This is a genomic window from Micromonospora sp. Llam0 (assembly GCF_003751085.1).
Lineage (GTDB): Bacteria > Actinomycetota > Actinomycetes > Mycobacteriales > Micromonosporaceae > Micromonospora_E.
In genome coordinates, this window is the sequence record NZ_RJJY01000001.1 from 3,979,705 (window position 1) to 3,994,712 (window position 15,008).

11 protein-coding genes and 1 riboswitch are annotated in these 15,008 nt (G+C 71.4%); of the genes, 6 read left to right on the forward strand and 5 right to left on the reverse strand.

The window, feature by feature from the left end:
* Nucleotides 1-65: 65 nt before the first annotated feature.
* Nucleotides 66-1,805, reverse strand: a complete 1,740-nt coding sequence (locus tag EDC02_RS17375) for a glycoside hydrolase family 3 protein (protein WP_123602868.1) — start codon at nucleotides 1,803-1,805, stop codon at nucleotides 66-68.
* Nucleotides 1,806-1,880: 75 nt separating this feature from the next.
* Nucleotides 1,881-2,372, reverse strand: coding sequence for a DUF3145 domain-containing protein (locus tag EDC02_RS17380; RefSeq protein WP_123602869.1), 492 nt, complete (start codon nucleotides 2,370-2,372; stop codon nucleotides 1,881-1,883).
* Between the two features lie 429 nt (nucleotides 2,373-2,801).
* Between EDC02_RS17380 and EDC02_RS17385 the strand changes: the two genes are divergently transcribed.
* Nucleotides 2,802-3,131, forward strand: a complete 330-nt coding sequence (locus tag EDC02_RS17385; RefSeq protein ID WP_123602870.1) for a hypothetical protein — start codon at nucleotides 2,802-2,804, stop codon at nucleotides 3,129-3,131.
* Between the two features lie 99 nt (nucleotides 3,132-3,230).
* Here the strand turns inward: EDC02_RS17385 and EDC02_RS17390 are convergent, their stop codons facing one another.
* A complete protein-coding gene (locus tag EDC02_RS17390) occupies nucleotides 3,231-3,869 on the reverse strand; it encodes a carbonic anhydrase (protein ID WP_123604883.1) in 639 nt (212 codons plus the stop codon).
* 153 nt (nucleotides 3,870-4,022) lie between these two features.
* On the opposite strand from EDC02_RS17390, the gene EDC02_RS17395 reads away from it, so the two are divergent.
* The 5 genes from EDC02_RS17395 (at nucleotide 4,023) to EDC02_RS17415 (ending at nucleotide 13,121) form a co-directional block, all read left to right on the forward strand.
* Nucleotides 4,023-4,925 (forward strand): alpha/beta fold hydrolase, encoded by a 903-nt coding sequence (locus EDC02_RS17395; protein ID WP_370461462.1) that lies wholly within the window; start codon nucleotides 4,023-4,025, stop codon nucleotides 4,923-4,925.
* A 208-nt stretch (nucleotides 4,926-5,133) separates the two neighbouring features.
* Entirely contained in the window at nucleotides 5,134-7,278 is a 2,145-nt protein-coding gene (locus EDC02_RS17400) for an AAA family ATPase (protein WP_123602871.1), read from the forward strand.
* Between the two features lie 45 nt (nucleotides 7,279-7,323).
* A complete protein-coding gene (locus EDC02_RS17405; protein ID WP_233605987.1) occupies nucleotides 7,324-8,232 on the forward strand; it encodes a cation diffusion facilitator family transporter in 909 nt (302 codons plus the stop codon).
* Nucleotides 8,233-8,400: 168 nt separating this feature from the next.
* Nucleotides 8,401-8,531, forward strand: a riboswitch (cyclic di-AMP (ydaO/yuaA leader).
* Nucleotides 8,532-8,598: 67 nt separating this feature from the next.
* A complete protein-coding gene (locus tag EDC02_RS17410) occupies nucleotides 8,599-9,681 on the forward strand; it encodes a coiled-coil domain-containing protein (RefSeq protein ID WP_370461548.1) in 1,083 nt (360 codons plus the stop codon).
* Nucleotides 9,682-10,163: 482 nt separating this feature from the next.
* Nucleotides 10,164-13,121, forward strand: coding sequence for a glycosyl hydrolase (locus EDC02_RS17415; protein ID WP_123602872.1), 2,958 nt, complete (start codon nucleotides 10,164-10,166; stop codon nucleotides 13,119-13,121).
* 165 nt (nucleotides 13,122-13,286) lie between these two features.
* Here the strand turns inward: EDC02_RS17415 and EDC02_RS17420 are convergent, their stop codons facing one another.
* Together EDC02_RS17420 and EDC02_RS17425 are read right to left on the reverse strand one after the other, a co-directional pair.
* Nucleotides 13,287-14,138, reverse strand: coding sequence for a serine/threonine-protein kinase (locus EDC02_RS17420; protein WP_158632213.1), 852 nt, complete (start codon nucleotides 14,136-14,138; stop codon nucleotides 13,287-13,289).
* Between the two features lie 128 nt (nucleotides 14,139-14,266).
* Entirely contained in the window at nucleotides 14,267-14,626 is a 360-nt protein-coding gene (locus EDC02_RS17425; RefSeq protein WP_123602874.1) for an STAS domain-containing protein, read from the reverse strand.
* Between the last annotated feature and the right edge of the window lie 382 nt (nucleotides 14,627-15,008).

The window sequence follows — 15,008 nt, forward strand, 5'->3', positions numbered from 1 at the left end:
CCCTGCCGACGGCGCTCCGGCTCAGGCGGGCCGGAGCGCCGTCGGCGTCTCGTCGACGCGCGTGGTCAGCCGGGGCAGCTGGTGGCGGGCAGGCCGGCCACCGGCACCGGCAACCGGCCGGGCGCCGGTGCGGCACCCCGCAGTACGTCGGCCAGCGCGGACATCGACGCCGGGCTCGACGAGTAGGTGGCCAGCAGCGTCGCGGACCGGGCCTCGGCGAGCAGGTACGGGGTGTCCATGGCAACGGTCACCGCCGCGTCGACGTTCAGGTCGGACGGGCCGTCGCCGTAGCCGACCAGGTGCACGACCGTACCGCCCTGGCCGACCACCTCGACCCCGGCGTCGCGCAACTCCTCGATCAACAGCGTCCGGGTACGCTCCCGGCCGCCCGAGGCGGTGACGGTCACCGGCCCGTCGACCCCGGCGCAGTCCCCCCGCACCTGGGTGACGGCGGCGGCGGCCAACCGCTGGGCTGCGGTGTAGTGGTCTTCGGCGCCGAGCACCGTCATCGGCGGGGTGGTCTCCTCGGCGAGACGCTGCTTGAGGGTCAGCACCCGGGTGACCGCCTGCACGAGTCGCGCCCGGGACAGTGACCCGTCGCGCAGCGCGGCGAGCAGACCCTCGTAGGCGGCCGTCACGTCCGGCGGCATGAGGATCAGGTCGTTTCCGGCGTTGATCGCCGCGACCGCCGCGTCGCCGGGCGACAACGCGCGGGCCGGCGCCATGTTCATCCCGTCGGTGACCACCACCCCGTCGAAGCCGAGTTCGCCGCGGAGCAGATCGGTGAGGACCTTGCGGGAGAACGTCGCCGCCACCCCCGGGTCGACCGCGGCGACGTCCAGGTGCCCGGACATCACCAGGCCGGCACCGGCGTCGATGCCGGCCACGAACGGCGGCAGGTCGCTGGCGGCGAGGGCGTTCCGGTCCTGGTCGAGCACGGGCAGGTCGCCGTGGGAGTCGACAGCGGTGTGGCCATGCCCCGGGAAGTGTTTGAGGGTGGCCGCGACGCCGCCCGCCCGCAGGCCACGGACGGCGGCGGCGACCTGCCCGGCTGCCGCGTCCGGGTCGGCGCCGTACGACCGGGAGCCGATCACCGTGCTGTTCACCCCGAGGACGTCGGCGACCGGCGCGAAGTCGACGTTGACGCCGAGCGCCGCGAGTTCGGTGCCGGCCGCCCGCCAGGCCGCCTCGGTCAGCTCCGGCTGCCCGGCCGAACCGGCCGCCATCGCGCTGGGCAGCAACGTCACCCCCTGGTTGATCCGGGTGACGATGCCGAACTCCTGGTCGGTGCCGATCAGCAGCGGCAGCTTGCCGACGCCGTCGGGCAGCTCGGCGGCGGGCAACCGCCCGGCGGCGTCCTGCAGCCCGGTGGCCAGCTCCCGCACCTGGGTGGGGCTGTCGACGTTGGTGGTGGGTTGGTTGCTGCCGGTCGGGTCGTCGGCCGAGAAGCCGACCAGGATCAGGCCGCCGATCCGGTAACGGTCGATCATCTCGGCCGGGGTGTCGACTCCGGCGAGCTGCTGGTTGCCGGCCGCCGACCCCGGCGAGACCTCGGTCGCGGACGCCCCGTACGCATACGGCATCAGCACCTGACCAACCAGATCCTCGTCACTGAGAGTCGCCGCCAGCCGGGCGGCCGGCGATGTCGTAGGTCTGGCTGTCGGCTCGCCGGAGGGGCCTTCTGGACTGCGGGGACTGCTGGCTTCAGGCCGGTCGCCGGGTCCGGCGCAGCCGCTCGTGACACCGAGGACGGCCAGCAGAACAGAGGCGATGGTTACGCGGGGTGAGGGGAGCACACCGGCCATCCCATCAGGCTACGGTCGCGGCGGCAACCCGTGCCCGGCTGGCGGCAGGTTCCGTGCCCGGCTCACCCGGCCGGATCAGCCGACCCGGGTGAGCAGAGTCACCGGCGCTCCTTCACCGGCGTGCCGGTACGGCTCGAGTTCGGTGTCCCAGGCGGTGCCCATCGCCTTGTCGAGGGCGTGCGCGATCGCTTCGGGGGCCGGCGACGCCGCGATGATCGCCCGGATCCGGTCCTCGCCCAGCTGGATGTCCCCGGCCGCCCCGATGGTGGCCCGAAACAGGCCGCGACCGGGTACGTGCATGAACCGCTCCCCGTCGGCACCGGGGCTGGGTTCCTCGGTGACTTCGAAACGGGTCATCGGCCACTGCCGTAGGGCAGCGGCCAGCTCGGCCCCGGTCCCCGCCCGGCCGGTCCAGCTGCACTCGGCACGCCGCCCGTTCGGATCGAGCGGCTGGGCGGTCCAGTGCAGGTTGACCGGCGCGACGAGGACGCGCGATATCGCCCATTCGACGTGAGGGCACACGGCGAGCGGGGTCGAGTGGACGTATACGACGCCACGCGTTGGCACGGTGACCTCCCGGAGAGCGAGGTGCGTCTTCCCCTACGACCTCGACCACCGGGCGGTGTGACCAATGATGACTGTTGTGACGGGTGGTGCGCCAGTGAATCGGCAAACTGGTCGCGGAAATTGTCGCCGCCCGGCTCCTCGGGTCCGCCCCGCCGCTGGGAATGCCGGGCACGGGTGCCTCGTTGTCCCTGCTGGTCGGCCGGAAACTACGGCCGGGCGCGAGGTGGCCCAGCCGATCTGCGGCCGGCCATCCGGTAAGATGGGGGCGGCGTATGCCCGACACCCTGCGAACCGTTTGTGTGATCAGCCGTACCGCCAGTCCTGTTCGTAGCACCAGCCCTGCCTGTACCACCAGCCCTGCCTGTACCACCAGCCCTGCCTGTACCACCAGTCCTGTCCGTACCGTCAGTCCTGCAAGGGAGTCCCCCCGTGGCGAGCAACACCTCCAAGACCGCGCGCGCGTCAGTCCGCGCCGGCCAGGCCGGTCAGGGTGGTGCCCTGAGCGTCCTCGGCGAGTTCAAGTACCTGATCCCGCTCAACGGCGGCAAGCACGCCTACGTCCGCAACCTCACCAACGGGAAGACCGCTCACCTGCGTACCGACTCGGACGCGTTCGTGGAGGAGATCCGGTCGCTGGCCGGTGCCGGCCACGCCGCGAAGATCCGGTTGGAGATCAACGCGCTGGCGTCCGCCCACCCGGGTCACGGCTGGGAGCTGACCGAGAAGCGGCTCGTCGAGGCCGGGGTCTTCGAGGCCTGAGCATGATCTGACGGGTCGGCGACGACCCGGACCTTGGACGGCCCCGCCGGGCGGCACGCCCGGCGGGGCCGTTTCCGTCGCTGGTGCGGCGGTGGCTGCTCAATCGAGCAGTTCCACCTGGCCGTTTCCGAGGTCGTAGACCCCGCCGGTGACGTCGATCCGCCCGTCCGCGAGCGCGGCGGCGAGCAACTCCACCTGCCGGAGCCGTTGCACGGTCCGCCGCACATGGGCCCGTACCGCGAGGGGCTGCACGTCAGGGTGCCCGACACCGACCTCGGTCACCGCCGGAGCGATCTGCTCCACCAGGTACCCGATGCTGCCGGCCGGGCGACTGCCGGTGCGTTGCGCGCTGATCGTCGACGCCACCGCTCCGCACCGCTCGTGTCCGAGCACGATGACCAGCGGCACACCCAACGCGCCGACGGCGAACTCGATCGACCCGACGATCGCCTGGTCCAGCACCTGGGCGCCGGACCGCCCGACGCAAATCGAGCCGAAGTTCTGGTCGAAGATCGCCTCCAGCGGCACCCGCGAGTCGATGCAGCCGAGCACGAACGCGATCGGATACTGCTCGCCGAGCGCCGCGCTGGCCGCAGCCGCCGACACGTCGTGACCGTGCCGTGGTCGTCCGGTGACGAAACGCCGGTTGCCGGCCAGCAACTCGGCCAGAGCCTCGGCCGGACCGGGGTGATCGGGTGGCGGCGGGCCGGACGGACGCGGTGCCCGGGAATCCGGCATCGGGAACGACGGTGACGACATGGTTGCAGCGTGGCGTGCTACTGGCCGGTCGGGAAAGCAGTTGCGAGTCTTCTCACCGTACTGGTTCCAGATCCGGCCTACCGGGGTATCTCCGAGCCGAGACCGCCAGGGACAGCGGCGGAGGTGACGACGGTGGGCAGGCCTCAAGAGTTCAGCGTCCGGCTGCCGGACGGAGCCGTGCCGCGCGGGCGGTCGAGCGGCCCTCGCGAGGCGGAACTGACCCTCGTCCTGTTGCATGGCTGGACGCTCGACCAGCACACCTGGCACCGTCAGGTCGGGGAGCTGACCGGGACGTCCGGACAGCGGGTCCGGGTGGTCACCTACGACGCCCGCGGTCACGGCCGGTCCACGGCCGCCGGGCTGGCCACGATGACTCTCGGGCAGTTGGGCGACGACCTCGCCGCGGTGCTGCGCCGGATGGACGCCGCCGGCCCGGTGGTCCTGGCCGGGCATTCGATGGGTGGCATGGCGATCATGGAGTACGCGCACCGGCACCCGGTGGATTTCGCCGCCCGGGTCGCCGGGCTGGCGTTCGTGGCCACCACGGCGGAGGGACACACCCACACCGCGTACGGGCTGGCGCCCCCGGTCGCCCGGCTGGTCCGGCTCTGCGAGGTCGCCGGAGCCGGCGTGCTGGCCAGATGTGGCGCCTGGCGACCCCATCCGGGTCTGCTGCAGCCGCTGCGGCCGACCCTGCGGTGGCTGCTGTTCGGCGACACCTGCGACCCCCGGGACCTCGAACTGGCGACCACCGCCGTCGGTCGGACGACGCTACGGGCGATCGGCGGCTACCGCGCTTCGATCGGCGCTCAACGCCGGCTCCGCACGCTGTCGGCGCTCGACGAGGTTCCGGCGGCGGTGCTGGTCGGAGACCGTGACCGGCTGACGCCGCCGATCTGCGCCGAATCGATCGTCGACGCGTTACCCGGAACCGACCTGACGGTCTGCCCCGGGGCCGGACACATGCTGATGCTGGAACGACCGGACCGGGTGACGGCCGCTCTCGTCGAGGTGCTCGACAGGGCGACGCGCTGAAACAGGCTCGGCAGGGCGGAACGTGGTCGCCGAGTGCCCCGGGAGCCGGCGCCGGGCTGGCGCGCGGACGGTAACGTCGTAAGGCTGCCGGGTCAGATCATGTGACGGGGTCACCACGCTCCGCCGTCGCCGCCCGGCGCCGTGACCGTCCGCCGGCGGACCGGCCGCCCTGCCCCGGCCGACCCGCCCTCGCCCAGGAGCCGCAGCGTTGACCGACGCCACCACGTTGGACCAGGAGATCGCCGCCGAGCAGCGGCACGTCGACCGGGTGTACGCCCGGTTGGCGCAGCTACGCCGGGACGCGGTACGCGCCGAGCGGGACGGCTACCGCCTCGCCCGGGTCGGCAACGTCGGGGCGCTGGTGGAGCGCGACGCGATGGTCTTCCACGCGGCCCGGCGGCGGCATCTGCTCGACGCCGAGCACGAAGGGCTGGTGTTCGGCCGGCTCGATCTGCGCGACGGCGCGGTGCTGCACGTGGGCCGGCTCGGGGTGCGCGGTGAGCGGTCCGAGCCGCTGCTGATCGACTGGCGTGCCCCGGCCGCCGCCGCGTTCTACCAGGCGACGCCGGCCCGACCGCAGGGCGTGGTGCGGCGACGCACCATCCAGTCCCGGGGGGAGCGGGTCACCGGCGTCTCCGACGACCTGCTCGATCCGGCAGCCGCGCCGGCCGGGATGCGGGTGGTCGGCGACGGCGCGCTGCTGGCCACCCTGGCCCGGGCCAAGGGACGTGGGATGCGCGACATCGTGGCCACCATCCAACAGGAGCAGGACCAGGCCATCCGGTCCCCCGCCGCCGGGGTGACGATCGTCTCGGGCGGCCCCGGCACCGGCAAGACCGCGGTCGCGCTGCACCGGGCGGCGTACCTGCTCTATTCGGACCGGAGCCGGTTCGCCGGCGGCGGCATCCTGGTCGTCGGCCCGACCGGGGTCTTCGTCGAGTACATCGCCGCGGTGCTGCCCGCCCTGGGTGAGGAGAGCGCCACCCTGAGGTCGCTGGGGTCGCTGCTGCCGGGGGTGTCGGCGACCCGGACGGATCCGGCGGCGGTCGCCGTGGTGAAGGGGTCGCTACGGATGCGGCGGGTGCTGGAACGGGCGGTACGTGACGCGGTACCGGACGGGCCGACCGAGCTACGGCTGCTCTACCGGGGGCAGTTGCTGCGGCTGCGCGGCCCGGAACTGGACGGTGTCCGGGCCCGCGCGCTGCCCCGGGGCGCACGGCGCAACGAGGTCCGGCGGGCCGGTATCGACGGGTTGTTCGAGGCGTTGTGGGCGCAGGCCCGGCAGTTGGTGGCCCCGGCCCGGCTGCCCGGCCAGGCCGAGTTCGAGGACGAGTTGTCGGACCGGGACGATTTCCGGGACTTCCTGCGGGCCTGGTGGCCCCGGCTGCTGCCGCGACACGTGCTGGGCTGGTTGGCCCGGCCGGACCGGCTGCGTCGGTACGCACGGGGCGTGCTCGACCCGGCCGAGATCACGGTGCTGGCCGACGCGTTCGGTGAACTGGCGGACCACGGGCCGACCATCGCGGACGTGGCGCTGCTGGACGAGTTGGACGAACTGCTCGGCCGGCCGCCGCAGCCCCGCCGCCGGCACCGGGATCCGTTCCAGGTGGCCGGCGGGGTCCGTGAGGTGACGACCTTCGCCGACCGGGAGCGGGCGGCCCGCGCCACCGCCCGGGAGCGGCCGGCCGACTACCGGGAGTACGCCCACGTGGTGGTCGACGAGGCGCAGGACGTGTCGCCGATGCAGTGGCGGATGATCGGGCGCCGGGGCCGGCTCGCCTCCTGGACGGTGGTCGGGGATCCGGCGCAGACCGCGTGGACCGGGAATCCGGCCGAACTCACCCAGGCCCGGGACCGGGCGTTGGGGCGGCGGCCGCGGCGGGAATTCCAGCTGACCACGAACTACCGCAACCCGGCGGAGATCTTCGAACTGGCCGCCGGGGTGATCCGCGAGGTCGCTCCGGACGCCCCGTTGCCGACTGCGGTCCGATCGACCGGGGTGGCGCCGCGCCGGGACCGGGTATCTGCGGCGGTGCTGCCGGCTGCAGTCCGCGCCGCGACCGCCGAGATGCTGGCAGCGGTGGAGGGGACGGTCGGGGTGATCGCCGCAGTGGCCCGGCGCGACGAGGTCGCCGGCTGGCTCGCCGAGCAGGCGACCTCGCGGCTGCAGGTGGTGTCGAGCCTGCAGGCGAAGGGCATGGAGTACGACGCGGTGGTGCTGGTGGCCGGTGACGAGATCCGTGCCGAGTCCGAGGCCGGGGTACGCACGCTCTACGTCGCGCTCTCCCGGGCGACGCAGCGGCTGGTCACCATCGACTTCGACCCGGAGTCGATTGCACATATTGCTATGTGAGCATTAGTCTGCTGACGAAACGCCGGGCAACGGAGGGTGGCAGGCGTGGGAGTCGGACACGATCACGGTGCCGGGAGCACCGGCCAGCGACACTACGGGCGCCTCTGGGCCGCCTTCGTCCTGCTGGCGGTCTTCATGGTCGTCGAGGCGGTCACCGCGCTGGCGACCAGCTCCCTGGCACTGCTGTCCGACGCCGGGCACATGTTCACCGACGTGCTCGGCATCGGCATGGCGCTCGCGGCGATCGCCGCTACCCGACGACCGACCGGGGAGCCGCAGCGCACCTTCGGCCTCTACCGCCTTGAGGTGCTCGCCGCGCTGGCGAACGCCGTACTGCTCGCCGGGGTCGCACTCTATGTCCTGGTGGAGGCGGCCCGGCGGTTCGCCGATCCAGAGCCGGTGACGGTCGGCCCGATGCTGGTGGTGGCGGTCGCCGGACTGCTCGCCAACATCGTCGCCTTCGCCCTGCTGCGCCAGGGGGCCAGGGAGAGCCTCAACGTACGGGGCGCCTACCTGGAGGTGCTCGGCGACCTACTCGGCTCGGTGGGGGTGCTGGTGGCCGCCACGGTGATCGCCACCACCGGCTGGTGGTACGCCGACCCGCTGGTCGCCGTCGGCGTCGGGGTGTTCATCCTGCCGCGCACCTGGCGGCTGGCCCGGGCCGCGCTGCGCATCCTGGTGCAGGCGGCACCGGAGCATGTGGAGGTCGACCGGGTCCGCAGCCGGCTGGCCACTGTGCCGGGCGTCTGCGACGTGCACGACCTGCACGTCTGGACGCTCACCCCGGGCATGGAGGTGGCCTCGGCGCACCTGGCCGTGACCCCGTCGGCCGACGTCGGCACGGTGCTGCGGGACGCCCGGACGGCCCTGCACGACGAGTTCGGTATCGAGCACGCGACGCTGCAGATCGAGCCGTTGGCCCCCGCCGACTCCTGTGGACCGGCCGACTGGTGATTAGCGGATGCTTAAGTTTCGTGACCTTACCGCGACGTCGACAGCTACGATCTACGTATATTCCTGATTTTTCTGGACATAACACGGCTATCAATACCGGGACGGCGACCCGGGGAACCGGTAGTCTCGGCCCCGGTCTCCGCTCGGGCGGCGCCCCTCCGGCGCCCGCGGATGCCGTCGCCTAATCGCCGTACGGCGAGCCGGGGAACCACGTACCTGGGGTGCATCCGCGTCACGCGGTAGGGATCTTCCGTCCCGAACCCGTCAGCTAACCCGGTCGGCGGCTGACGGAAGGAATGCACAGTGTCACGCACAGTCCACAGAAAAACCCGATTCGCGTTGTTGGCAGCGTTGACCGCCGCCCTGATGGCCGTCACCGGCACCCCGATCGGCTCGCCGGCCGGAGCCGCCCTGCCCACGAACCGACCCGACCGGGTCGACGACGAGGGCGGCACCGACAGCCTGCGCAAGGAGCTCGATGCGGCCTCGAAAGGCTGGATCGACGCCAAGGCGGCGCTCAACCATTCGAAGGGCCGGCAGAAGAAGCTGTCCGAGCAGCTCACCACGGTCGGTGCCGAGCTGGAGCAACGAAACAGGAACGTCGGGCACATCGTCGACCGCGCGTACCGCAACGGCCGGCTCGGCCCGGTCTCCGCTCTGCTCAACAGCACCTCACCGGAGGGGTTCATCGACCGGGCGGCGGCGCTGAGCGCGGTGACCGCCAACGAGGAGAAGCAGCTCCGCGAGCTGTACCGCACCCGTGACCAGGTGACCAGGTCCAAGGCCGCGATCGAGCATGAGATCCGGGAGCAGCAGAAGCAGGTCACCATCATGGACCAGCGCCGCAATCAGGCGGAGCGGGCCCTGGCCGTCGCGGTCGCCGCCGAGAAGGAGGCGGAGGAGCGGGCGAGGCAGCAGGCGGCGGAGGAGGCCGAGCGGGCCGCCGCCAGCGGATCCTCCGGCTCAGGATCCTCCGGTTCGTCCGGCTCCGGCTCGTCCGGCTCCGGCTCGGCCAGCGCGTCGGCGACCCCGGCCCCGCGCAACGCCAACGGCTCCTGGCCGGCCGAGTCGTGCAACGTCGACGACCCCACCACCTCCGGCTGCATCACGCCCCGTACGCTGCACGCCCTGAACCAGGCGAAGGCTGCCGGCTTCACCCGCTACGTGTCCTGCTTCCGCAACGGCAGCTCGGGCGAGCACCCCAAGGGCCGGGCGTGTGACTTCGCCGCCCAGCCCAACGGCTTCGGTGGAGTGGCGACCGGCGGCGACAAGAGCTACGGCGACAACCTCGCGAACTACTACATCAACAACGCCGACCGGCTCGGCGTGCTCTACGTGATCTGGTACAAGCGGATCTGGCTGCCCAGCAGCGGCTGGAAGACGTACAGCGGCGCAGGCGGCGACCCGTCCAGCGATCACACCAACCACGTGCACCTGTCGGTGTACTGACGTCGCGCATGCGGGGGCGGACGGTCACGTCGGTGGCCGTCCGCCCCCGCACGACCATGATCCGACGACCCCTCCGGCTCGATGGTGATCCCCCGAATCGCCGCAGCGCATTGCCGGAACACGATTCCTGTCAGCATCGATAATCGACGCGCAGGAGCCTCGGGCAGCGCCGAAAGACCGATCGGCATATCGTCCGACGGTCCCTGGCGACCACGCGAGAGCGCTCTATCGACACGCGGTCACATCTGGCTCACGCAGGGAACCTTGCCCCTCCCCTCACCAAGAGAGCGCTCTCACAGAGATATATAGCAGCAACGGCGTAGCTGTCAACCGACCGCCCCGCACCCGTACCGGATGCACGAAACTTCATGTCGGGATATTGACAGAAGCCCGCATCTCTGATGACCTCCTGGCAATAACTCATTAATGGGCGTGAAATTTATCGCGATCGTGGACCGCGCCCTACCCAACCCGGAGGCACCATGAACCTGTCGATCCGTGGCGCGCGAACAGGTCGTACGCCGCGCCGGATCCTGGCAGCCACCACCGTGACGGCGCTGGCCGCCACCGGACTGATCTTCGGCGTACTGCGCACCGCCGACGCCGCCACCGTCGGCGCCGGCAGCTACACCACCACCCGCCCGGCGGGCGCGGCCGCCCCGACCGCCTGCGGCAACATCTCCGCCAACCCCCGGCAGTACGTCACGGGCAACGCCCCGGCGGGCGCGGTGCCGACCAACGACTGGTGGTCGTCGCTGCTGTTCAAGCGGTACGACTGCGCGTACTCCGACCCGCTGCACGCCCACCCGATGTCGGTCCAGCCGACCTCCGGCGGGCTCGGCGTCTCCTACACCACCGAGGCGGCGATCTCCGGCACGTCGACCGGCGTCGGCGAGTACCACTACCCGTACACCCGGGAGTTCACCCTCGGCGTCGCCGGGCTCAACGCCCCGGACGTCAAGGTCGACGGCTGGACCGACTGGACCGTCAGCCCGTACTGGTCCGACGGCGCCCGCACGCTGCGCACCACCGTCGGACACGGGCTGCCGTTCGTGTACGCCCAGGTCACCGGCGGCAACGCACAGCTGTCGTTCCCCGGCACCCCGACGGTCTGGCACCACAGCGGCAGCCGGGTCGGCTTCTCGATGCGCGGCCACGACTACGTCGCCTACGCCCCCAGCGGCGCGACCTGGACCGTCGCCGGGACCACGATCAGCTCCACCCTCGCCGGTCGGGGGTACTTCTCCGTCGCGCTGCTGCCGACCGGCGCCGGCACCAGCGCCGCGCGGCGTACCGCTTTGATGGACAGCTACGGCCGGTACGCCCACTCGCACGTCACCGGCACCCGGGTCAGCTGGAGCTACGACCAGGCCGGCAGCACGGTCGACGCCACCTACAGCTTCACCACCACCGCCCGTGAAGGATCGGCCAGCGGCACCGTCGTCTCGCTCTACCCCCACCAGTGGAAGCACCTCGACGGCGGCAGTCCGATCGCGGAGACCTACGTGTCGGCCCGGGGTCCGATGCGCAACCTGGTCGGCGCGACGTCGTTCCGGACCGCGATGCGCTTCCACGGCGTACTGCCGGAGGTGCCGGCGGTGGCCACCAGCGCCGGTGCCGACCTCGCCACGCTCACCGCCCACCTGGACCAGGCCACGTCCGGCGACCCGCTCGCCAGCTTCGACAACGACACCTACTGGACCGGCAAGGCACTCGGCCGGGCCGCCCGGCTGGCCGAGATCGCCGACCAGCTCGGCCGCACCGCGCAACGCGACCACCTGCTCACCGCGATCCGGAACCGGCTGACCGACTGGTTCACCGCCAGCCCCGGCAAGTCCCAACGGGTGTTCTTCTACGACCAGGCCTGGGGCACCCTGGTCGGCTACCCCGCCTCGTACGGCTCCGACACCGACCTCAACGACCACCACTTCCACTACGGCTACTACATCGCCGCCGCCGCGACGCTGGCCAAGTTCGACCCCACCTGGGCGTCGACCAACCAGTACGGCGGCATGGTCAACCTGCTGATCCGCGACGCCAACAGCTGGGACCGCAACGACCCGATGTTCCCGTTCCTGCGCGACTTCGACATCTACGCCGGCCATGACTGGGCCGCCGGGCACGGCGCGTTCTTCGCCGGCAACAACCAGGAGTCGTCCTCGGAGGGGATGAACTTCGCCAACGCCCTGATCCAGTGGGGCCTGGCCACCGGCAACACCGCGATCCGCGACGCCGGGCTGTACATCTACACCACCCAGTCGGCGGCCATCCAGGAATACTGGTTCGACTCCTCGGACACCAACTTCCCGGCCGCCTTCGGGCACCGGTCAGTCGGCATGGTCTGGGGCGACGGCGGGGCGTACGCCACCTGGTTCAGCGCCGAACCGGAGATGATCCAGGGCATCAACATGCTGCCGGTCACCGGTGGCTCGCTCTACCTCGGCTACCGGCCGGACTACATCGCCACCAACTGGAACGCGCTGGTCACCAACAACGGGGGGCCGCCGACGGTCTGGCAGGACATCCTCTGGTCCTTCCGGGCACTCGGTGACGCCAACGCCGCTCTGACCAGTCTGCGAGCCAATCCCAACTACCCGGTCGAGGAGGGCGAGAGCCGGGCGCACACGTTCCACTGGGTGCGCAACCTGGCAGCGTTGGGCCGGGTCGACACCGGCGTCACCGCGAACACTCCGTTGTACGCGGTGTTCAACCGCAACGGTGCCCGCACCTACGTGGCGAGCAACATCACCGCTTCACCGGTCACGGTCACCTTCTCCGACGGCACCCGGATGACCGTGCCGGCCGGGCGGACCGCCACCACCGGGGCGCATACCTGGAGTGGTGGCAACGCCACCGGCGCCCCGACCAGCCCGAACCCGTCGCCGAGCCTGTCCCCCACGCCGCCGACCTCGCCCACGCCGGACCCGACCACCCCGCCGGTCGCCTCGGACCTGTTCCATCTGCGGTCCGCCGGGGTGCTGAGCAACACCGCCGGGACGAACGCGACGACGGTCACGGTGCCATCGGCCGGCGGCGCGAACTACGACGGCACGCCGCACAACCCGGTCACCTTCCGGGCCTGTGGGTTGACCGGTGCGTACCGGTCGACGGCCACCACGTTCGACCTCCAGGTGGACGCGGGTACCTCGGTCGGTGCGGGTATCCAGGCCCGGGTGTCGTACGACTTCACCGGCTCCGGCAGCTACGGCCGTACGGAGACCTACCACTACTTCGCCACCGACCCGGTGCCCGGCACCGAGTCCTACCGGCAGAGCGCCGGGCTGCGGTCCGCCTCAGGCGAGTTCCGGGCGATGAGCAACGGGTGCGTCCGGCTGGAGTTGTGGAACGCGATCGGTAACGCACCGACCACGGTTCGGGTCGACGCGGCGAGCACCGGTGCCAGCCAGTCGACCCTGCGGGTGCCGTTCCGAATCGGCTGATCCGACCGCTTCAGGAGATCGACTGCCGGAGGAGGAGGAACCCTTTCCCGACGCGCGGCGCCGGGAAAGGGTCCTCGCCGTCGACGATGCCGGACGTGCCGGGGCGACGGAGTCACTTCCCGGATATCCGCCATATCTTGCACAATCCCCCGGAATGACCGACAACTAACAGATCTGGGGCAAAACACCCTCGCTCGCCCTGTCGGTACCGCTGTTGCTGAGGCGGTCGCGGTCGCCGAGCAGGTCCCAGAGCGCGAACGCCGCCTCGACGCTGGTCGGTCGGTTCTCCGGACGCTTGCTCATGCAGGCCCGGCAGAGATCGGCGACGGGACGCGGCAACCCGGCAACCGTCAGCACCGGAGTGGGCGCCAGGGCCCCGGTCCGCACGCCGGTCACCGGCGACCCCGGGCGGACCCCCGGGTACGGCAGCCGCCCGGTCAGCATGTGGTAAAGCAAGACGCCGAGGGAGTAGACGTCATCGCCCGGTCGGCCGGAGCCGGCCACCGTCCCCGGCGCTCGGCCGGCCGCCGACGGTCCCGCCAACCGGGCCAGCCCGAAATCAATGATCTTGGCACCGGACCGGGTCAACATCACGTTGCCGGCGGTGAGATCCCGGTGCACCACGCCTCGCCGGTGGGCCACCGCCAGCACGTCTGCGGCGGTCCCCGCCGTGCGTACCGCGGTGGGCCAGGGCAACGGACCGCCGGTCAGCCGGTCCGCCAGCGACTCGCCGCAGATCAGCTCCATGACGACGTACGACGACGTGCCGCCCCCGGGTAGCGGCAGTTCCCCGACGTCGTAGACGCGAGGCACACTCGGATGCCGCAACCGCTGGGTGATCGCCGCTTCCCGGCGGATGTCATCGCGGGCCCGTTGGTCGCCAGCGGCGGCCGGCGCCAGCATCTTGATCGCGAAAGGCCGGGCCGATTCGACGTCGATCGCCTGGTAGACGACCGACACCCCACCACGACCGATCGGACGAAGAAGGACATAGCGCCGGAGAATGGTGGTACCCACCAGCAACCATGTCACGATGGACCATTTTCCGGTAGGACAGCGCTACCGACAAGATCTACCACCGGGTGTTAACACGGCCCTAATCAGCCGTTCGAGCTGCGGCCGGCCACCACCGACCGGCCGCGAGCTCAGGAAAGCGGCACCTCGCGCTCGACGCCGTCGCCGACGTACGGCTCGGGAGCGCCGAACAGGCCGAGCAGCCCGGTGACCCACAACTGACGGTGCACGAACCGACTCGGCTCGGTCACCACCAGCTTGATCCCGCTCACCTCGGCTGCCTGGAAACCGGCAACCATCGCGCTGATGCCCACCGAGTCGATGAACGTCACCAGCCGCATGTTCAGCTGGATTCGGGTCGGACGGCCGTTGGTCAGCACCGCCTGCACCGCTTCGCGCACCTCGTGCGCGGTATCCACGTCGATCTCACCCTGTGGTGAAATCTCGACCACTGCGCCAGGCAGCGTCGATGTGACAACCGACAGGCTCACGCGAGCACCTCCACTCGCCCATCCGGGCGTCTCGTCAGTACGCGGGCCGCGACCGAGAGTATTCCGGTGCGGGCGTCACCGCCAGCTTTCGCCGGGCCGGATCCGCATCCGACGGGCACAATAATCGCTAACAATCAGACATCCCGCATCATAGCCCCCTGCGCGCTGAGCTACGGCACGGACACCCGGGGCACGATTCGTAGAGGCACGGGCGCCAGAGGTGTTGACCACGAACCTCCGGTGCCCACCGGCCTCCGGCTCCGCACCGGCTGTCGTCCCAACAGTAGCGGCCCGGTACGACAGAAGACAGCCGCAACGGCACGACGACGAGGGGGTTTGCCGCCGACCAGGGCTGGGCACGTGGAGGCAACCGCAGCGCGCC

What these genes read in the sequence shown, in the direction of transcription:
- EDC02_RS17375 (WP_123602868.1), bottom strand. Translation starts at nt 1,805, where the DNA reads ATGGCCGGTGTGCTCCCCTCACCCCGCGTAACCATCGCCTCTGTTCTG.
- EDC02_RS17390 (WP_123604883.1), bottom strand. Translation starts at nt 3,869, where the DNA reads ATGCCGGATTCCCGGGCACCGCGTCCGTCCGGCCCGCCGCCACCCGAT.
- EDC02_RS17410 (WP_370461548.1), top strand. Translation starts at nt 8,599, where the DNA reads ATGGCCGTCACCGGCACCCCGATCGGCTCGCCGGCCGGAGCCGCCCTG.
- EDC02_RS17415 (WP_123602872.1), top strand. Translation starts at nt 10,164, where the DNA reads ATGAACCTGTCGATCCGTGGCGCGCGAACAGGTCGTACGCCGCGCCGG.